Genomic DNA, 18,730 nt, shown 5'->3' on the forward strand with positions numbered 1-18,730 from the left:
ACGGAGGCAGCGACAGAAGTGCCTACAGGGCCGGGGCCTCGCGACTGACCCGCACCCGGTGGGCCGTCCGTCCCGTCCATACGGTCAGCCCGTCATCCGGCAGCCCGTCGACCCCCTTCCCGCCCGCCAGCCACCCGTACAGCGCCGAGGCGTACGCGGCCGGGTCGGCGCCGGGCAGGCCCGCGGCCGCGCTCCGGTCCGCGGTCAGCCGCAGCAGGTCGCCGTCGCGGGTGCGGACGGTGCAGCCGCCGGGCCCGGTGACGTACGCGGCCAGTCGGCAGTACGGGTGGCGTTCCAGGACCTCCGCCGCCCACGAGGCGGGCGGGCCGAGCCGGGGATCGTCGGCGTGTCCGTAACGGAAGATCACGTCGGCGAGCTCGAGGACCCCGGGGTCGAGGGTGTCCTCGTGCACCGCGATATGCGCCTGCTCCCCGGCCGAGGGCTCGCCGACCGCCTCCGCCGTCCCGCTCCGAAGGTCCGCCCGGCGGACCACCGTCACCTCGCCCGGCCCGAGGAGGCGGGTCAGGACGCGCAACGGAGCGGTGCGCACCGGCGGTTCGTACGGGGGCAGCGGCAGCGGGTCGAGCAGCGCGGGCTCCGGCGGCTCGGGGAGGCCGATGAGCCCGTAGAAGGCGCTGCGGAGCAGCCGCGCCGACTCGCCCGGTGCCGAGGTCGTGAGCTCGGCGGGGCCGGGCAGCGGCCGGTGCCCGGCCAGTGCGGCGTCCAGTTGGGGGCGCAGCGGCGCATACGGGTCCAGCCGCGGCGCCCGCCGTACGAAGTCGGCGACGGGGGAGTCCGCCGCGAGACCCGAAGGCGAGGCCGCGCCGATGAGTACCGGCGTGCCGTGCGCCGCGGCGTAGTACGAGACGGAGCCGTAGTCGCCGATCACGAGGTCCGCGGCGAGCAGCGCCTGCTGCCAGCCCGTCAGCGGGTCGACGAGCGTCAGCCCGGCGCGCCGGGCCCGGTCGAGCCAGGCGCGTATCTGGCCGGGGCCGTGGCCGTGCCAGATGTTCGGGTGCAGCACGGCGGCGGTGCGGTACTCGTCGGCGGGGAGTTCGGCCGTCAGCCGGGCGAGCAGGGCCGGCAGGACGTCGTCGCCGCCGTCCCCGAAGAGCGCTTCCGGGTTCCACGTCGAATTGAGCAGGACGAGCCGCTGGCCCGGGGCGACGCCGAGCGCGCGGCGGAAGCGGTCGCGGTACGGGCGGGCCGCCAGCATACGGTCGAAGCAGGGATCACCGGCCAGTACGGCCGTGGCCGCGGCCTGCGGGCAGGCGGCACGCAGCCGCCGGAGCTGCTCGGGGTGGGAGAGCACCATCGCGTCCGCTATGGGGGCGCCGTCCGCGAGTGTCCACTCCGGACCGAAACCGAACACCGGCGGTTCGGATGCCGACGACGGCTGACCGGGCGCCTCCCCGCGCTCCCCGCCGTCCGGCGTTTGGCGTTTGGCGTTTGGCGTTTCGAGTCTTTTATTGTATCCCGCGCCGTGCGACAGTACGGCCAACTTCCCGGGAAGTTCCGCCAGTTGACCGCCGAAGCTGGCCGTGACGGCGAGGTCCACCGGCGTCCGCAGCGCCTGCTCCCACGGCAGTACCGGTACGCCGGTCTCCGCCAGCAGCTCCGGCACCCCGGCCTGGAACGGCGACGAGCCCGTACACGTGGCGAGCAGCTGCACCCGTAGGTCGTCGCGGAACAGCGGCAGTACGTCCAGCAGCCGGGTCGCCGCCGTCACGTTGTGCACGACCAGCAGCACCTTCCGGCAGCGCCCCCGAGTGGTCCAGCGCGCCGCGTCCGCCCCGACCGGCACCCGTATCCAGCCCGGCTCGACGCACCCCACGGCAACCCCCGTACTTCTCGTACCCCTCGTGCTCCCCGATCCCCCTCACCCTAACCACCGTTCAGTCCACCCTTCGGGTCAGCACCCTCCCCAGGTCGTACCGCACCGGCTCCTCCAGTTGTGCGTACGTGCAGCTCTCCGGGGTGCGGTCCGGGCGCCAGCGGCGGAACTGGGCGGTGTGCCGGAAGCGCTGCCCGTTCTCCATGTGGTCGTACGCCACCTCCAGCACCCGCTCCGGGCGCAGCGGCACCCAGGACAGGTCCTTCTTGCCGCTCCAGCGGCTGGGCGCGCCGGGCAGCCGGGCGGACTCGTGCGCCTCCTCCTCCGCCCAGTGCGCCCAGGGGTGGCCCGCCGCCGACTCCATGCGCAGCGGCTCCAGCTCGGCCACCAGCTCCTCGCGCCGCTTCATGGAGAACGCGGCGCAGACCCCGACGTGCTGCAGCGCGCCGGCCGCGTCGTACAGGCCGAGCAGCAGCGAGCCGACCACCGGGCCGCTCTTGTGGAAGCGGAAGCCGGCGAGCACGCAGTCCGCCGTGCGCTCGTGCTTGATCTTGACCATGACCCGCTCGTTCTGGCGGTACGGCATGTCCAGCGGCTTGGCGATCACGCCGTCCAGACCGGCGCCCTCGTACTCCGTGAACCACTCGGCGGCGACCTCGGGGTCGGTGGTGGCGGGCGCCAGGTGCACCGGCGCCTCGGCGCCTTGCAGGGCCTCGGCCAGCCGGGCGCGCCGCTCCTTCTGGGGCGCGCGGAGCAGCGCTTCGTTGTCCAGCGCCAGCAGGTCGAACGCGACGAAGCCGGCCGGGGTCCGCTCGGCGAGCAGGTCGACGCGGGACTTGGCGGGGTGGATGCGTTCGGTGAGCGCGTCGAAGTCCAGCCGGTCGCCGCGCGCGATCACGATCTCGCCGTCCAGCACGCAGCGCGCGGGCACGTTGGCGCGCAGCGCCTCGACCAGCTCGGGGAAGTAGCGGGTGAGCGGCTTGCCGGTGCGGCTGCCGAGCTCGATCTCGTCGCCGTCCCGGTAGACGATGGCCCGGAAGCCGTCCCATTTGGCCTCGTACTGCATTCCGGACGGGATCTTCGCCGCCGGCTTGGCCAGCATCGGCTTCACGGGCGGCATCACCGGGAGATCCATGTCTTGATTGTGCGCGTACGTCCCTTACGTCGCCCGGCGAGCGCCCTCGGCCGTGCGCGCTTACCGTGGCGGCCATGGGTGGTACAGGCGGTGCCAAGGGTGCGGGCGGTGCGGCGGTGGAGATCGAGGCCGGCGGGCGCACCGTACGGCTGTCCCACCCGGACAAGGTGTACTTCCCGGAGCGCGGCTTCACGAAGCTGGACCTGGCGCAGTACTACCTGGCCGTCGCCGACGGCGTCACCCGGGCGCTGCACGACCGGCCGACGACCCTGGAGCGGTACCCGGACGGGGTCACCGGCGAGTCGTTCTTCCAGAAGCGCGCCCCGAAGAACCGCCCCGACTGGCTGCCGACCGCCCACATCACCTTCCCCAGCGGCCGCTCGGCCGACGAGATCTGCCCCACCGAGCCCGCCGCCGTCCTCTGGGCGGCGAACCTGGGCTGCGTCACCTTCCACCCGTGGCCGGTCCGCCGCGGCCGGCCCGACCACCCCGACGAGCTGCGCATCGACCTCGACCCGCAGCCGGGCACCGGCTACGCGGACGCCGTACGGGCAGCCCACGCGCTGCACGCCCTCCTGGACGAGCTGGGCCTACGGGGCTGGCCGAAGACCTCCGGGGGCCGCGGTCTGCACGTCTACGTACCGATCGCGCCGCGCTGGACGTTCACCGAGGTGCGGCGCGCGGCCATCACCGTGGGGCGCGAGCTGGCCCGCCGGATGCCGGACCAGGTGACCACGGCCTGGTGGAAGGAGGAGCGCGGCGCCCGGATCTTCGTCGACTACAACCAGATGGCGCGCGACCGCACCATCGCCTCCGCCTACTCGGTACGGCCGAACCCGCGTGCCACGGTGTCCGCGCCGCTGCGCTGGGAGGAGCTGGACGACGCCGAGCCGGCCGACTTCGACCTGGCCACGATGCCGGCCCGGTACGCGGAGCGGGGCGACGTGCACGCCGGCATGGCCGAGGAGAGCTTCGGGCTGGAGTCCGTGTTCGAGCTGGCCGACCGCGCCGAGCACGACGGCGGCCTCGGTGATCTGCCCTATCCCCCCGACCACCCGAAGATGCCGGGCGAGCCCACCCGAGTCCAGCCGAGCCGCGCTCGCCACAAGGACTGACGCCCGCTCCCGTAGGCCGCGCGCCCGCATGCCCGTAGGCCCGCGCGTCACACCCGCCCGCCGCGCCTGATGCGCGTCGCCAGCCACAGGTCGAAGCGGTCGTCCGCGTCGTCGAGGCGGCGGCCCGTGAGGGTCATGGCCTTGTCGAGGCGGTTGCGCACGGTGTGGCGGTGGACGCCGAGGCGGCGGCTGGTGGTGTCCCAGGAGCCGCCGGTCTCCAGCCAGGCGGCCAGCGTGGCGATCAGCTCCTCGCCGCTGTCGGCGAGGTCCAGGGGGCCGAGCACGGCGTCCGCGTAGCCGAGGAGGGTGCGCCGGTCGCCGAGCTCCAGGAGCAGCCGGCTGGCCTGGCTCTCGCGGGCCTCGACGGGCGCCCCCGAGGTCCGGCTCAGGCCCAGCAGCCCGGTGGCCTGCCGCAGGGAGGCCCGTACGGCCTCGGGGGCGGCCAGCGGGCCGAGGCCGGCGGGACAGCCCGGTGCGAAGCGGCCGAGGACGTCGCGTACGTCCAGCTCCTCGCCGACCACCGCCTCGACGAGGCCGCCCTCGGTGACCCGTACCAGCCCGCCCGGTACGGCGAGGGCGAGGTCGGCGGCCGACTCCTGGGCGGACTCCGCGGGCGCTTCGACCACCACGCCGCGCACCCGGTCGGTGGCCAGCCCGACCGAGGCGAGGATGTCCTGGGCGCGGCCCGCGGCCCGTTCCTGGCCGGCCGCCGGCTCGGCGAGCAGCTCCGAGAGCAGCGCGGAGCGCCGGCGCCGCTCCGGCTCGTCCATCAGGTGCCGCCGCTCCAGCTCCAGGGAGAGCAGCGAGACCAGGCCGGGGACGACGGCGCGGGCCGAGGCGTCGGGGCCGCCGCTCAGGAGGAGCAGGCCGCGCAGCCGGCGGGCGCCCAGCGGCTGCACCTCCAGCTGCTGCCCGCCGGCCGTACTGGCCGCGCTGCCGCGCAGCCCCCGGGAGGCCACCCGGTCGACGAGGTCGCGGGCGCCGTCCAGTACGGACTCGGCGTCCGGCCCGCCCGAGGCGAGCAGCCGCCCCAGGGGGTCGAGGACCGCGGCACCTACCCCGGTGGCGGCCGTCCACTCCTCCAGCATCGGGCGCAGCCCGTTGTCCGTGGCCGCCGCCGTCAGCCGCCGCTGGGTCGCGAAGGCCCGCTGCAGCACCTGCCGCTCCTCATGGGCGCGCGCCTCGAAGACCGCCTTCGTGACGGCGATGAACGGCACCTCGTCCGGGACGGTGAGCAGCGGCAGGCCGGCCTCCTGCGCCGCGTCCACGAGGGGCTGCGGCGCCGCCTGGTACGGGAGGCCGTGCCCGAGGCCGAGCGCCAGGGCCGCCGCGCCGCCGGCCGCCACGTCGGCGACGTACGCGCGGCAGGCGGCGGGCTCCATCGGGAGCAGCAGCCCGATGGTCATCAGCAGCTCGCCGCCCTGCAGCCACTCGCCGGGATGCAGCAGGTCGGAGACGGTGGCGGCGTCGATGGTGCGGTCCAGCAGCCCGGGCGCGGGGGCGCCGGTGACCGAGAGGTTCAGGTCCGGGCGCGCCAGGAGGTCGGTGAGGTACAGCGGCATAGACATAGTGTCCATCACATATCTATCGAATGGACGATCGGGCGATCGAAGCAGCTCCGAACGGGCCCGTAGGTTCACACCACCGCGATCAGCTGTAGGTCGCATCCCCCGCAGACCCCGCCCCGTACGGCCCCCCAGCCGGTCACCGCACCACCCGAGGAGGACCCATGGCTGCCGCCCCCAGGGTCATCGAACAACGATCGATCGACTATGTGCCCGTGCGCGAGCGCCACGGCAAGGTCTGGCACCAGGGGCCGTTCTGGTTCACCGGGAACTTCGTGCTCACCACGATGGTCACCGGGTTCCTCGGCCCCGAGCTGGGGCTGAGCCTGGGCATGTCCGTGCTGGCCGTCGTCCTCGGCGCCTGTTTCGGCACCTTCTTCATGGCGTTCCACGCCAACCAGGGGCCCCGGATGGGCCTGCCGCAGATGATCCAGTCGAGGGCCCAGTTCGGCACCCGCGGCGCGATCGTCCCCTTCGCCGCCGTCGTCTTCGTCTACATCGGCTTCAACGTCTTCAACGTGGTGCTCGCCACCGAGGGCCTCCAGACGATCCTCCCCGGGGGCAAGACCCTCTGGTACGGCGTGATCATCGCCGTCGCGATCGTCCTCGCGGTCGTCGGCCATGATCTGCTGCACCTCGTCCAGCGCTGGCTGACGTACGTACTGATCGCCGTCTTCGGTGTCCTCACCATCGGAGCGCTCGTCCAGCTGCACCCGGGTACCGCGCACGCCGCAGCGTCCGGGGGCGGCTCGACGTGGACGTCCTTCCTGGTCGTCTTCTCCGCTGCGGCCGGCTACCAGATCAGCTACGCCATCTACGTCTCGGACTACTCCCGTTACCTGCCGCGCGACGTCTCGGCCCGCAAGGTCATCTGGTGGACGTACGCCGGCGCGGCCGGCTCCGCCGTCTGGCTGATGTCGCTCGGCGCGCTGCTGTCCTCCGCGCTGCCCGAGCCGGGCGCGATCACCGGTATCCGTCAGGTCGGCAACGCGATCCTGCCCGGTTTCGGCACCTTCGCCGTGGTGGTCTCCTCCATCGCGCTGATCGGCATCACGGCCGTCAACGCGTACGGCGCGATGCTCACCACCACCAGCGCCGTGGACGCCTTCCGTACGGTCAAGCCGACCGTACGGCTGCGGGTCGCCGGTATCGCGGCGGTGGGCGTCGTCATCTTCACCGTCGCCATGCTGCTCCCGGAGAACTACCTGGAGAGCTTCAACACCTTCGTGCTGATGATGCTGTACTTCCTGGTGCCGTGGACCGCGGTCAACCTGGTGGACTTCTACTGCGTGCGGCGCGGCCACTACGCGGTCACCGCGATCTTCGACTCGAAGGGCGGCATCTACGGCCGCTGGTCCTGGCGCGGCATCGTCTCCTACGTCGTCGGCTTCGCCACGATGATCCCGTTCTTCGCCACCCACGCCTACGAGGGCCCGGCCGCCAAGGCGCTGGGCGGCGCCGACCTCTCCTTCGTGCCCGGCCTGATCATCGGCGGCGGCCTGTACTACCTGCTCAACCGCCGCCTCGACAGGGACACGGAGCTGGCCGCGGTGGCGGCGAGCGAGCGCGAGCTGGACGGCGAGCCGGCGGGGGACGGCGGGCCGTCCCCGAAGGCGGAGTCCGTCACGTCCTGAGGACCGTCACCGACTCCGGGGGCAGCCGCAGGACGCCGTCCGCGCCGGGCTCCTGCGGCGCCGGCCACCCCGCCAGGGGCCGCGCCGCCTCATAGGGCAGCGGAATCACCGCCGTACGGGCGGGGTGCAGGTTCACCGCGACCAGCACCCCGCCTTCGCCGTGTCCGGAGTCGCGCTCCAGCCGCAGCCACCGCCCCTCCTCGTCGTACGCCACCCGTGTCAGCGCGAGGTGGGGCTCGGTGAGCGCGGGGTGGTCGCGGCGGAGCGCCAGCAGCGTGCGGTACCAGCCGAGCAGCTCCGCGTGCGGGGCGCGGGCCGGCTCCGACCAGTCCAGGCAGGAGCGCTCCCGGGTGGCCGGGTCCTGCGGGTCGGGGATCTCCTCGGCCTGCCAGCCGTGCGCGGCGAACTCCCGGCGCCGCCCGTCGCGCACCGCCGCCGCCAGCTCGGGGTCGGTGTGGTCGGTGAAGAACTGCCAGGGCGTGCCCGCGCCCCACTCCTCGCCCATGAAGAGCATCGGCGTGTACGGGGCGCCCAGCACGAGGGCCGCCGCGCAGCCCAGCAGGGCGGGGGAGAGCCGCTCCGAGAGGCGGTCACCGAGCGCGCGGTTCCCGATCTGGTCGTGCGTCTGCGTGTAACCGAGCAATCGGTGTGCGGGGGTGGCGCGTATGTCGAGCGGCGCGCCGTGCCTGCGCTCCCGGAAGCTGGAGTACGTACCGGCGTGGAAGAAGCCGCTGGTCAACGTGGTCGCGAGGGCCGCCATCGGAGCCCGCGCGAAGTCGGCGTAGTAGCCCTGGGACTCGCCGGTGAGCGCCGCGTGCAGGGCGTGGTGGAAGTCGTCGTTCCACTGCGCGTGTAGGCCGTGGCCGCCGTACGGGCGCGGCGCCGTCGTCCGCGGATCGTTCAGGTCGGACTCGGCAATCAGGAACAGCGGACGGCGCAGCTGCGCCCCGAGTGCGTCCACCGCCTCCGACAGCTCGGCGAGGAAGTGCCGGGCCCGGGTGTCGTGCAGCGCGTGCACGGCATCCAGGCGCAGCCCGTCGATCCGGTAGTCGCGCAGCCAGGACAGCGCACTGCCCAGGAAGTACGCGCGGACCTCGTCGGAGCCGGGCGCGTCGAGGTTGACGGCGGCGCCCCAGGGCGTGTGGTGGGTGTCGGTGAAGTACGGCCCGAAGGCGGGCAGGTGGTTGCCGTACGGGCCGAGGTGGTTGTGCACGACGTCCAGGACGACGCCGAGCCCGAGGCCGTGCGCGGCGTCCACGAAGCGCTTCAGCCCGTCCGGGCCGCCGTACGGCTCGTGCACCGCCCACGGGGCGATGCCCTCGTATCCCCAGCCGTGCGTACCGGGGAACGGGCAGACCGGCATCACCTCGATGTGCGTGACGCCGAGGTCCTTCAGATGCGGCAGCCGCTCGACGGCCGCATCGAACGTGCCCCCGGGGGTGAACGTCCCGATGTGCAGCTCGTAGAGGACCGCGCCGGGCAGCCCGCGGCCCGGCCAGTCGTGCCGCCACTCGTACCGGGCGTGGTCCACGACCGCGGCCGGGCCGCCGGGACCGTCCGGCAGCCGGGCCGCGCGCGGGTCGGGCAGCGGCTCGCCGCCGTCCAGCCGGAAGGCGTACCGGTCCCCGTGGCGGGCCGCCACCTCGGCCCGCCACCAGCCCGTACGGGAAGGACAGCGCGTCATCGGAGCGGCCCGGTCCTCCCGTACGAGCTCCACCCGACCGGCGTCCGGTGCCCACACCTCGAAGAGCACGTGGTCTCCTTCCTCTACCCGTCGAAGAAAGCACGCTCCTGGGTGACGGGGTACCCCGCCTTGGCGAATGCCGCCGCCATTGGGGTGTTGTGCTGGTCCGTCTCGGCGACGATCCGGTCCACGCCGAGCGCGGCCAGCCCGCGTGTGCAGTCGGCCAGCAGGTCGTACGCGTAACCGTGGCCGCGCTGCGCCGGGACCACGCCGATGAACGCCACGATGGGCGCCGTGTGGTTGCGCGCCGGGACGTGCAGGCCGACGACCTCCCCCTCGGGCGTGTACGCCACCCGCCACCAGTCGCGCGGCGACGGGCACCAGTGGAAGAACTCCAGCTCCTCCCGGGCGGCCTGCTCCACGCCGCCCTCGGTGACGGCCCGCCGGGCGTGCGCGTCCAGCGAACCGCGCTCCACCTGGCGCAGCACGTCCAGGATCGCCTCGTCGTCCGGCTCCGGGCGGAAGACCAGCCGCCCCGGGTCCGCGGGCACGCCGCACTCGGGGGTCCAGGAGTACCGGAAGCGCTCGACCATCGGGCGCAGCCCGGCGGCCCGTACGACGTCCATACGGGCCTCGGCCGCGGCCCGCACGTCCCGCTGCGCACGCCAGCCGGGCGGCAGCATCAGCACGTACTCCGCCGACAGCGGAGCGGCACGCAGGAGCTCGGCCGCCGCGGCGGCCTCGCCGGGCGCGAAGTCCAGCCGGTCCAGGGAGATCGGGCGGGTGTCGTCCGGGCCGGCCCACCACGCGGCGCGCGCCACGACGACGCCGTCGCGCAGCGCGACCCACGTCCAGTCGGGGCGGTACTCGCCGCCGGCCGCGACCGTGGCGTACGGCCGGCCGAAGTGGTCGTGCCCCAGGAGCGGGGCCGTGGGGTCGTGCAGGGTGTGGAAGAGGTGCGCGTCGCCTTCGGTGAGCGCGCGGATGACCAGATCGGTCATGGGGGTACGAGTCCTCTCGGGAGGCGCGCTGCCGACGGCCCGTCAGCGTATGCGGCGGGCGGCGCCGGAGCGCGCGATCAGGTCGATGGCCGTGCCGTACATGCCGTCCCGCCTCCTTCCGCTCGCCTCACCGGCCCGCCTGCCGTGGGCCGTTCGCGTGCCCGCACACTAGCCGCCCGGCCCGCGCGGCGCGAGCGAATTTCCGTTGCCCCGGGTGCTGCCTGGACAGAAGGCCGGAAGCCGCCGGACAATCGCGCCATGACATCGCTCGAATTCCCGGCGCGACCGGCCCGTTTGTCGGATGCCGAGCGGGATCGCGCGCTGGCGCTGCTGCGCGAGGGCGCGGCAGACGGGCGGCTGTCCCAGGACACCTTCCTGCGCCGCCTGGAGCTGGTGCTCACCGCCCGGCAGCGCAGTGAACTGGACCGGGCGACCGGTGACTTGGCCACGCGTGGCCGCTTCGAGGGCGCCGTGCTGCGCGCGGTGGGCAAGGTGTCCGCTTTCCACATCATGGTCCGCAGGGCATGGCGCACGGAGCGCCTCCCCAAGCTGCTGCTGCCGTCCCCCGGGCCGTTCCCCCTCCTGATAGGGCGCGCCCCGGGTGCGGGCCTGCGGCTCAACGACGACACGGTCTCGCGTTCCCACGCCCAGCTCCGCACCTCCGGCGACGTCTGGCTGCTGCGCGACCTCGGCTCCATGAACGGCACGTACGTCAACGGCCGTCGCGTCCTCGGCGAGGTCGCCGTCAACCCCGGTGACCACGTCACCTTCGGCAGCGTGGCCTACGTGCTCACGGGGCGCTGACTCCGGGGCGCTGGCTCACGGGGCGCTGGCTCACGGGGCGTTGAGCACCAGTAGGGCCACCGGCCACCGGTCCAGGAGGGCGGCCAGCGGGATTACGGAGCCTTCGAAGTCGCGGCCGGTGAGCAGGTCGCGCCAGGTCGCGGACGGCCCGCCGGGGAGCTGGAGGGCGGCCGCGTGCCAGCCGCCGGACTCGGCGAGGCGAAGCGAGAGCCGGGTGGCCACGGTCACCGCGCGGTCGGCGCGGGCGAAGGCCACGCAGTGGCCGTACGGGTCGCCGGTGGCGTGCAGCGGCCGGTACGTGCCCTGCGGGCCGAACCACTCCGGGTGCGCCCGGCGCAGCCGCAGCGCCGTCGCGGTCAGCCGCAGCTTCTCGGCGGAGAGCCCCGGCGTGCCGTACGGGTCGCCGGCCGGGCCGCCGCTGCCGTCCCCGCCGCCGTCCACGTCGGCCAGGAACTCCGGCGAGAAGCGCGCGGGGGCGCGGTTGTCCGGGTCGACGAGCGCCAAGTACTCGTGCTCCGTGCCCTGATAGAGGTCGGGGACGCCCGGCATCGTGAGGTGCAGCAGCGCCGCGCCGAGCACGTTGGCGCGGATGAAGGGGGCCAGCTCGTCGGCGAACGCGGCCAGTTCGGCGGCGGCCGCGGCGCTGCACGGGCCCGCCTTCAGGAACTCCGTGACCGACTCCTCGTACCAGGAGTTCTGTTCGGTCCACGTGGTGTGCAGCCCGGCCTCCCGCACGGCCTTCAGTACCGCCGGCGCGAGCCGCTCGAAGGAGATGCCGCCGCCCGCCGGCCCCGGGGCACCCGCCGGCCCGCAGGAGGGGACGACCGCCGCGCCAGGAGCGGCCGCGGCGGTGCCGGCCAGCCCGAACGCCGTCTGCCAGGCCGTCCACGCCATCTGCGGATCGGGGTCGAGGCCGTCCATCGTGCGGGCCGCGCGGGCGTTCAGCCGGGTCAGCACCTCGCGCCAGCCTTCGGGGCACTCGCTGAGGGCGGCGAGGCGGGCCCGGACGTCGGCGCTGCGCTTGGTGTCGTGGGTGGACAGCACCGTTCCGGACGTGGGCCAGGTCTCCTGAAGGCGGGCGCAGAAGGCGTGGAACGCGGCCGCGGTGACCGCGGGCGCTCCGGGCTCGCCGCCGACCTCACAGGCGGACAGCAGGGGCGCGTACCGGTAGAACGCGCGGTCCTCCACCGACTTGGCGTGCAGCGCGGAGGCGGTCTGCGCGAAGCGGGCGGCGAAGTCGTCGTGGTCCGCGCTGTCGTCCCCGGAGCCGTCCCGCAGGCGGCCCAGTGCCAGGTCGCGCACGAGCGCCACGGAGCGGGCCTCCTCGCGCACTTCGAAGGCGGCGGCCGCGCCCTCGGCGGCCGCCGCCAGCATCGCGGCGTCCCGTTCCGCGCACCACGGGTCGTGCGCGTACGGGCGGTACACCGGGAGCCGGACGAGCAGTTCGTGCAGGGCGCGGCGCAGCGCCCACGGGGCGTGGTCGCCGTGGTGCGGCGCGCGCTCGCTGATGCGCGCCGCCGTACGCACCAGTCGGTCGACCTCGGCCGACAGCTCGTGGGTGACGACTTCGTACGCCGCCTGCCGTACCGTTTCCTCCCAGTCGCCGCCGCGGTCGGCCAACGGGGCCACGGCGTCGCGGTAGACGCCGAAGAGCCGGTCGGCGCCGTCCGGGCACACGAAGAGCCCGTCGATGTGGCGCAGCGCGTCATAGCCCGTGGTGCCTGCGCAGGCCCAGCTCTCCGGGAGTTGTTCGTCGCCGGTGAGGATCTTCTCGACCACCGTCCAGCGCCCGCCCGTGGCCTGCCGCAGCCGCGCCAGATAGCCCGTGGGGTCCGCGAGCCCGTCCGGGTGGTCGATGCGCAGCCCGTCGATCACGCCGTCCTCCACGAGCCGCAGCACCGTGGCGTGCGTCGCCCGGAAGACCTCGGGGTCCTCGACGCGGACCGCGATCAGCTCGGAGATGGTGAAGAAGCGCCGGTAGTTCAGCTCGGTGCGGGCCAGTCGCCACCAGGAGAGCCGGTACCACTGCGCATCGAGGAGCTGCGGGAGCGGCAGCCGCTCGGTACCGGGACGGATGGGGAACGCGTGTTCGTGGTAGCGCAGCACGTCCCCCTCGATGCGCATCCGGGGCAGCTCGTCGGCCAGCCGCCCGCCCAGTACGGGCATCAGCAGCCGTCCGCCGTGCCCGCCCTCCCAGTCGATGTCGAACCAGCGGGCGTAGGGGGAGGCGGGCCCGTCCCGCAGAACGGACCACAGCGGCCCGTTCAAGGAGGCGGGGGCCGGCCGGGCCATGTGGTTGGGCACCAGGTCCACCACGAGCCGCAGGCCGTGTGCGGCGGCCGTCCGGGCCAGCGAGCGCAGCCCCTCTTCGCCGCCCAGCTCGGCGCGGACCACGGAGTGGTCCACCACGTCGTAGCCGTGCGCCGACCCGGGGACGGCGTCGAGCACGGGGGAGAGGTGCAGGTGCGAGACGCCCAGGGCCGCGAGGTACGGCACGGCCTTCTCGGCCGCGGCGAACGGGAAGCCGGGCTGGAGCTGGAGCCGGTAGGTGGCGGTGGGCGGCGCGCTGAATTCGGGCGTCATGGGGACACACGTACCCGCGCGGTGCCTTGTTGCTTCATCCGATCGGGCGGGGTGTGCCCCGTTTTTCGTTCGTACGTCCTGCCCATACGGTGACCGGCCCCTCCACCGATAGCGTCGGGCGATGACCGCTGTACTGGCCACCTACCGCACCGTGCTCGCCACGACCGGCCCGGTGCTGCCCGCCGTCTCCTTCCTCGGCCGGCTGCCCACCGCCATGTGCCAGCTCGGGAGCGTCCTGCTGGTCACGGAGACCAGCGGCAGCCTGGCGACGGCCGGCGTGGCCGGCGGCGCGCTGGCCGCCGGGCAGACCGTGGCGGGGCCGCTCATCGGCCGGCTCGCCGACCGGCACGGCCAGCGCCCGGTGGTCCTGGCGGCCTGTTGGGCCAACGCGCTCGCCGTCACGGCCCTGGTGCTCGCCGCGCTGTCCCACGTGGCGACCCTCCCGCTGGCCCTCCTCGGGCTGCTCGCCGGGCTGACCGTGCCCCAGGTGGGGCCGCTCGCCCGGACCCGGCTGGTCGCCCTGGTACGGCGCTCCGGCGCCGACGAGCGCACGGTGAACGCCGCGCTCTCCTGGGAGGGCACGCTGGACGAGGTGTCCTTCGTGCTCGGCCCGGCGCTGGTGGGGGTGGCCGCGGCGGTCGCGCACCCGGCCGTCGCCCTGGGGCTCGCGGCGCTGCTGCTGGCGACGTGCGGCTCGGCGTTCGCGCTGCACCGGACGGCGGGGCTGACGGCGCCGAAGGGAAGCCGGCCGGGCGCGCGCACCGACGGGCCGGGCGCGCGCACCGACGGGCCGGGCGCGCGCACCGACGGGGCGGCTCCCCGGCCGCGGTGGCGGCGACACGCCGACGCGCGAGAACGCCGCAGGACGGCCCGGCGCGACCGCCCCCGCATCCCGGCCGGTGCGCACGCCCTGCGGGTCTCCATGGCCCTGCAGGGCGCCATGTTCGGCGCCTCGCAGGCCGGCATCACCGCGCTCACCGAACGGCTCGGCGCTCCCGGCCACGCGGGCCTGGTCTACGCGGCGATGGGCGTGATGAGCGCCGTGGCCGGGCTGTCGCTCGTCCTCGTGCCGGCCCGGATCGGCCTGCCGGCCCGCTGGCGGGCCGCCGCCGTGGGCCTGGCCGTGCTCTCCGTACCGCTGCTGTTCGTCGGCTCCCTGGGCGCGCTGTACGCGGTGGTCGTGGTGCTCGGCGTGGCCTTCGCGCCGCACCTCATCACGATCTTCGCGCTCACCGAACGGCTGGTGCCCGCGCGCCGGATGGCCGAGTCGATGGCCTTCCTGACCAGCTCGGTCGTCGGCGGGCAGGCGCTCGCGCTGGCCCTCTCGGGGCGGCTGGCCGAGTCGTACGGCCCGCCGGCCGCCTTCGCCGTCGCGGTCGCCGCCGCCGTCCTCGTACTGTGCCTGGCGCTGACCGTCCGCTTCCGTACGCCGCCGGAAGGGCCGGGCACACCGCTCCCCGTCAGGCCGGCCGCTGAAGCACCATCAGGCTCCGCCCCACCAGGGTGAGCGTGTCGCCGGCCCGCACCTTCGGGCCGCCCTCGGCGACCGCCTCCGGGCGCGCGGTGTCCACCACGGCCTGCCACTGCCGTCCGTGGTCCATCGGCACGGTGAACTCCTTCTCCTCGCCGTGCGCGTTGAACAGCAGCAGGAACGAGTCGTCGGAGATCCGCTCCCCGCGCTTGCCCGGCTCGGAGATCGCGCTGCCGTTGAGGAACACCGCCAGCGACTTGGCGTGCGCGGCCTGCCAGTCCCGCTGCCGCATCTCCTCGCCCTCGGCCGTGAACCACGAGATGTCCGAGAGCTCGTCGTGCGTGCCCTCCATGGGGCGGCCGTGGAAGAAGCGGCGCCGCCGGAACACCGGGTGGTCGCGCCGCAGCCACACCATCTGCCGCACGAACTTCAGCAGTTCCAGCGCCCCCTGGTCCTGGCCGTCCTCGCCCTCCTTGGGCCAGCGCACCCACGCCAGCTCGTTGTCCTGGCAGTAGGCGTTGTTGTTGCCCTGCTGGGTGCGCCCGAACTCGTCACCGTGGCTGAGCATCGGCACGCCCTGCGAGAGCATCAGGGTGGCGATGAAGTTGCGGATCTGCCGGCCCCGCAGCTCCAGCACCTCCGGGTCGTCCGTCTCGCCCTCGGCGCCGCAGTTCCAGGAGCGGTTGAAGCTCTCGCCGTCCCGGTTGTCCTCGCCGTTGGCCTCGTTGTGCTTCTCGTTGTACGCGACGAGGTCGTGCAGCGTGAAGCCGTCGTGGCAGGTCACGAAGTTGACGGAGGCGAGCGGCCGGCGCCCGTCGCCCTGGTACAGGTCGGACGAACCGGTCAGCCGGGACCCGAATTCCGCGAGCGTACGGGGCTCGCCGCGCCACAGGTCGCGCACGGTGTCGCGGTACTTGCCGTTCCACTCGGTCCACAGCGGCGGGAAGTTGCCCACCTGGTAGCCGCCCTCGCCGACGTCCCACGGCTCGGCGATCAGCTTCACCTGGCTGACCACCGGGTCCTGCTGGACCAGGTCGAAGAAGGACGACAGCCGGTCCACTTCGTGGAACTGTCGGGCCAGCGTGGCCGCGAGGTCGAAGCGGAAGCCGTCCACCCGCATCTCGGTCACCCAGTAGCGCAGCGAGTCCATGATCAGCTGGAGCACGTGCGGGCTGCGCATCAGGAGGCTGTTGCCCGTGCCCGTGGTGTCCATGTAGTACCGCGGGTCGTCGGTCAGCCGGTAGTACGAGACGTTGTCCAGCCCCCGGAAGGACAGCGTCGGCCCCATGTGGTTGCCCTCGGCCGTGTGGTTGTAGACCACGTCGAGGATGACCTCGATGCCCGCCTGGTGCAGCGCGCGCACCGCCGACTTGAATTCCAGCACCTGCTGGCCGCGGTCGCCCCAGGAGGCGTACGCGTTGTGTGGCGCAAAGAAGCCGATCGTGTTGTAGCCCCAGTAGTTCGCCAGGCCCTCGTCCGCCAGCCGATGGTCGTTGACGAACTGGTGTACGGGCATCAGCTCCAGTGCCGTGACCCCGAGCTCCCGGAGGTGGTCGATGATCACGGGGTGCGCCAGCGCCGCGTACGTACCGCGCAGCTCCTGGGGGAGCTCCGGGTGCAGCATCGTCAGGCCCTTGACGTGCGCCTCGTACATCACGGTCTCGTGGTAGTCCGTACGCGGGGGCCGGTCGTCGCCCCAGTCGAAGTACGGATTGACGACGACCGACGCCATCGTGTGCGGCGCCGAGTCCAGGTCGTTGCGGCTCTCCGGCTTGCCGAAGTGGTAGCCGTAGACCGCCTCGTCCCAGTCGATGGCGCCGCTGACCGCCCGGGCGTACGGGTCGAGCAGCAATTTCGCCGAATTGCAGCGCAGACCCTTGGCCGGCTCGTACGGGCCGTGCGCCCGGAAGCCGTACCGCTGCCCCGGCATGATGCCGGGCAGATACGCGTGACGGACGAACGCGTCGGATTCGCGGAGCTCGACCGCTGTCTCCGAACCGTCGTCGTGCAGCAGACACAGCTCGATACGTTGTGCCGCCTCGGAGAACACCGCGAAATTGGTGCCCGCACCGTCGTACGTGGCACCTAGCGGATACGCCTGTCCCGGCCAGACCTGCATGCGTCGACTCTTCCACTTCCTAGAGGGGCGCCGCGACGGACTCACGACCGCGGACCAAACCGGAATTCTTCCCCGATGAGCGAGGAACAGTGGGATGTTCGCGAGATCTTCGCCGAAAGGCAGGCAACCTGCCGCGAAACAGGGTCCTCCGACCGGGGGAACGGTCAGGTGTCCGACCGCGGCTCGCCACGTATGACGTCATAGTGCGCCGTAAGGGGCCTCGTGGGCGTGTCGCGACTCTTGAGCAATCAGTTTCGGCCTCGTTCCCGAGCGCCTTCCGAGCCGCCGGAGACTCCTGACGAGGGGTGTGACGAGGGGAGAGTCCGCCGGGACTCCCGTGCGGCTCCCGGTGACTCCGTCATGACTCCGCTATGACTCCGCTCACGTCCCCCTCCCGTTTCCGGACACAACGGGCACAGCGAATAAGGGGAGTTGGTGGAAGAGTCGGCTCATCGGGCTGCACCCCCTCCCGGACCCGCAGTAGGGTGCCTTGATCGTTGGCACGGGGGTTCGGAAGGCGGTGTACAGGTGAGCTCGGGCGGGTTGGAGTTGCCTCCTGGTGACGATGGTCATGAGGGCGGCTCCATCGACACACCGCCCGGCGCGGTGTCCCTCGCGCGCCCCATGGAGATCGGGGCGGAACTGGAGTGGGGCGCCGATGCCTGGAGCGAGGTCCGCACCCGCGCCAGACGCGCCGGGCGTGCGTACATCTGGCTGAATCTGGTCGAACAACGGCTGCGCGCCGTTGTCGCGGCCGTGCTGCGCCCCATCTACGAGCCGGTGCACGGCGACGAGTGGGTGGTCGCGGCCGCCGGGCCCGCCGGGCAGGAGTGGGTGCACCGCGCGGTCGCCGTACGGGAGGTCAGCCGCCGCAAGGGGTACCTCCTGGACCCCGCCGACGACAACATCCTCAGCTTTCTCACCCTCCCGCAGCTGCGCGAGCTGATGGTCCAGCACTGGCCCTGCTTCGAGCCGTACTTCGACGACCGGCGCGACGTCGAGCTGGGCCTGGACGAGCTGGAGGTGGCCCGCAACATCGTCTCCCGCAACCGCGCGCTCTCCGAGACGGTGCTCGCCCAGGCCGAACGCGCCTCCGCGCGCCTCCTGGAGATACTGGGCTCCGGCATCGGCACCCGTACGGCCGGGCGGCTGCCCATCGACGCGGTCGAGGACCTGGTCGGCGACCGCTACGCCGATGTCGTCGGCGTCCACCCCGACCGGGTGCGGCTGCAGCGCCAGCTGCCCGCCGAGGACCTCTTCGGGGGCGCGCGGCGGCTCGACGCGGTCGGGATAGGGCTGAACCTCCTCGTGCAGAACTACTCGGGCCGCCGGCTGGTCCGGCTCGCCGAGTCCGGCTGCCGGGTACGGCTGCTCTTCCTCAACCCGGCCAGCAGCGCGGTCCGCCGCCGCGAGCGGGAGCTGGGCCTGAAGAAGGGCGAGATGAGCCGCTCGATCGAGATGAACATCATGCACATGCGGCGGGTGCGGGCCCGGCTGCGCGATCCGAACGCGTTCGAGATCCAGGTCTTCGACGAGACGCCGCGCTTCACGGCGTACCTCGTCGACGGGGACGGCCCGGACGGCATAGCCGTGGTCCAGTCCTATCTGCGCAAGAGCCGGGGCATGGAGGTGCCGGTCCTGGTGCTGCGCGGCGGCGGCCGGGAGGTCGTGCGCCACGAGGACGGCCGGGAGAGCGACCACGGGCTCTTCGAGGTGTACCGCGAGGAATTCGAGAGCGTGTGGGCGGACGCGCGGCCGGTGTCGTGACCCGGTGCGCTGTGCCCC

12 protein-coding genes are annotated in these 18,730 nt (G+C 73.5%); 5 read left to right on the top strand and 7 right to left on the bottom strand.

What is annotated here, in order from left to right; all coding sequences use genetic code 11:
- Positions 1–22: 22 nt before the first annotated feature.
- Both ACZ4MH_RS05595 and ACZ4MH_RS05600 read right to left on the bottom strand, forming a co-directional pair.
- Complete coding sequence (locus ACZ4MH_RS05595; protein WP_351595703.1) at positions 23–1,834, bottom strand: hypothetical protein; 1,812 nt, start codon at positions 1,832–1,834, stop codon at positions 23–25.
- A gap of 61 nt (positions 1,835–1,895) precedes the next feature.
- Positions 1,896–2,969, bottom strand: coding sequence for an ATP-dependent DNA ligase (locus ACZ4MH_RS05600; RefSeq protein ID WP_351595706.1), 1,074 nt, complete (start codon positions 2,967–2,969; stop codon positions 1,896–1,898).
- 74 nt (positions 2,970–3,043) lie between these two features.
- Here ACZ4MH_RS05600 and ligD point away from each other — a divergent pair, with 74 nt between their 5' ends.
- Positions 3,044–4,084: a non-homologous end-joining DNA ligase gene (ligD, locus tag ACZ4MH_RS05605; protein ID WP_351595709.1), complete on the top strand. Its 1,041-nt coding sequence runs from the start codon at positions 3,044–3,046 to the stop codon at positions 4,082–4,084.
- A gap of 47 nt (positions 4,085–4,131) precedes the next feature.
- On the opposite strand, the gene ACZ4MH_RS05610 is transcribed toward ligD, so the two are convergent.
- Positions 4,132–5,646 carry a PucR family transcriptional regulator gene (locus ACZ4MH_RS05610; RefSeq protein ID WP_467754203.1) on the bottom strand — a complete coding sequence of 505 codons (1,515 nt, stop codon included), beginning with the start codon at positions 5,644–5,646 and terminating at the stop codon, positions 4,132–4,134.
- Between the two features lie 167 nt (positions 5,647–5,813).
- Between ACZ4MH_RS05610 and ACZ4MH_RS05615 the strand changes: the two genes are divergently transcribed.
- Entirely contained in the window at positions 5,814–7,283 is a 1,470-nt protein-coding gene (locus ACZ4MH_RS05615; protein WP_351595715.1) for a purine-cytosine permease family protein, read from the top strand.
- Here the strand turns inward: ACZ4MH_RS05615 and treZ are convergent.
- The gene (treZ, locus tag ACZ4MH_RS05620; protein WP_467754152.1) at positions 7,273–9,036 is read right to left on the bottom strand and encodes a malto-oligosyltrehalose trehalohydrolase; all 1,764 of its coding nucleotides are present in this window, start codon (positions 9,034–9,036) and stop codon (positions 7,273–7,275) included. The two genes, ACZ4MH_RS05615 and treZ, sit on opposite strands and share 11 nt — an antisense overlap.
- 14 nt (positions 9,037–9,050) lie before the next feature.
- On the bottom strand, positions 9,051–9,968 hold the full coding sequence (locus ACZ4MH_RS05625; protein ID WP_351598735.1) for a GNAT family N-acetyltransferase: 918 nt from the start codon (positions 9,966–9,968) through the stop codon (positions 9,051–9,053).
- A gap of 258 nt (positions 9,969–10,226) precedes the next feature.
- On the opposite strand from ACZ4MH_RS05625, the gene ACZ4MH_RS05630 reads away from it, so the two are divergent.
- On the top strand, positions 10,227–10,772 hold the full coding sequence (locus ACZ4MH_RS05630) for a DUF1707 and FHA domain-containing protein (protein ID WP_351598737.1): 546 nt from the start codon (positions 10,227–10,229) through the stop codon (positions 10,770–10,772).
- Positions 10,773–10,802: 30 nt separating this feature from the next.
- Here ACZ4MH_RS05630 and treY read toward each other — a convergent pair whose 3' ends face one another.
- Positions 10,803–13,355, bottom strand: coding sequence for a malto-oligosyltrehalose synthase (treY, locus tag ACZ4MH_RS05635; protein WP_351598739.1), 2,553 nt, complete (start codon positions 13,353–13,355; stop codon positions 10,803–10,805).
- A gap of 121 nt (positions 13,356–13,476) precedes the next feature.
- Between treY and ACZ4MH_RS05640 the strand changes: the two genes are divergently transcribed.
- Positions 13,477–14,862 (top strand): MFS transporter, encoded by a 1,386-nt coding sequence (locus tag ACZ4MH_RS05640; RefSeq protein WP_351598741.1) that lies wholly within the window; start codon positions 13,477–13,479, stop codon positions 14,860–14,862.
- Here the strand turns inward: ACZ4MH_RS05640 and glgX are convergent.
- A complete protein-coding gene (gene glgX / locus ACZ4MH_RS05645) occupies positions 14,816–16,945 on the bottom strand; it encodes a glycogen debranching protein GlgX (protein ID WP_351598743.1) in 2,130 nt (709 codons plus the stop codon). The genes ACZ4MH_RS05640 and glgX overlap by 47 nt on opposite strands.
- A gap of 528 nt (positions 16,946–17,473) precedes the next feature.
- On the opposite strand from glgX, the gene ACZ4MH_RS05650 reads away from it, so the two are divergent.
- The gene (locus ACZ4MH_RS05650; protein WP_351598745.1) at positions 17,474–18,712 is read left to right on the top strand and encodes an SAV2148 family HEPN domain-containing protein; all 1,239 of its coding nucleotides are present in this window, start codon (positions 17,474–17,476) and stop codon (positions 18,710–18,712) included.
- Positions 18,713–18,730: the final 18 nt, after the last annotated feature.

This window comes from Streptomyces sp. NPDC026301 (assembly GCF_055567935.1).

What these genes read in the sequence shown, in the direction of transcription:
- ACZ4MH_RS05600 (WP_351595706.1), bottom strand. Translation starts at nt 2,969, where the DNA reads ATGGATCTCCCGGTGATGCCGCCCGTGAAGCCGATGCTGGCCAAGCCG.
- ligD (WP_351595709.1), top strand. Translation starts at nt 3,044, where the DNA reads ATGGGTGGTACAGGCGGTGCCAAGGGTGCGGGCGGTGCGGCGGTGGAG.
- ACZ4MH_RS05610 (WP_467754203.1), bottom strand. Translation starts at nt 5,646, where the DNA reads ATGCCGCTGTACCTCACCGACCTCCTGGCGCGCCCGGACCTGAACCTC.
- ACZ4MH_RS05615 (WP_351595715.1), top strand. Translation starts at nt 5,814, where the DNA reads ATGGCTGCCGCCCCCAGGGTCATCGAACAACGATCGATCGACTATGTG.
- ACZ4MH_RS05625 (WP_351598735.1), bottom strand. Translation starts at nt 9,968, where the DNA reads ATGACCGATCTGGTCATCCGCGCGCTCACCGAAGGCGACGCGCACCTC.
- ACZ4MH_RS05630 (WP_351598737.1), top strand. Translation starts at nt 10,227, where the DNA reads ATGACATCGCTCGAATTCCCGGCGCGACCGGCCCGTTTGTCGGATGCC.
- treY (WP_351598739.1), bottom strand. Translation starts at nt 13,355, where the DNA reads ATGACGCCCGAATTCAGCGCGCCGCCCACCGCCACCTACCGGCTCCAG.
- ACZ4MH_RS05640 (WP_351598741.1), top strand. Translation starts at nt 13,477, where the DNA reads ATGACCGCTGTACTGGCCACCTACCGCACCGTGCTCGCCACGACCGGC.
- glgX (WP_351598743.1), bottom strand. Translation starts at nt 16,945, where the DNA reads ATGCAGGTCTGGCCGGGACAGGCGTATCCGCTAGGTGCCACGTACGAC.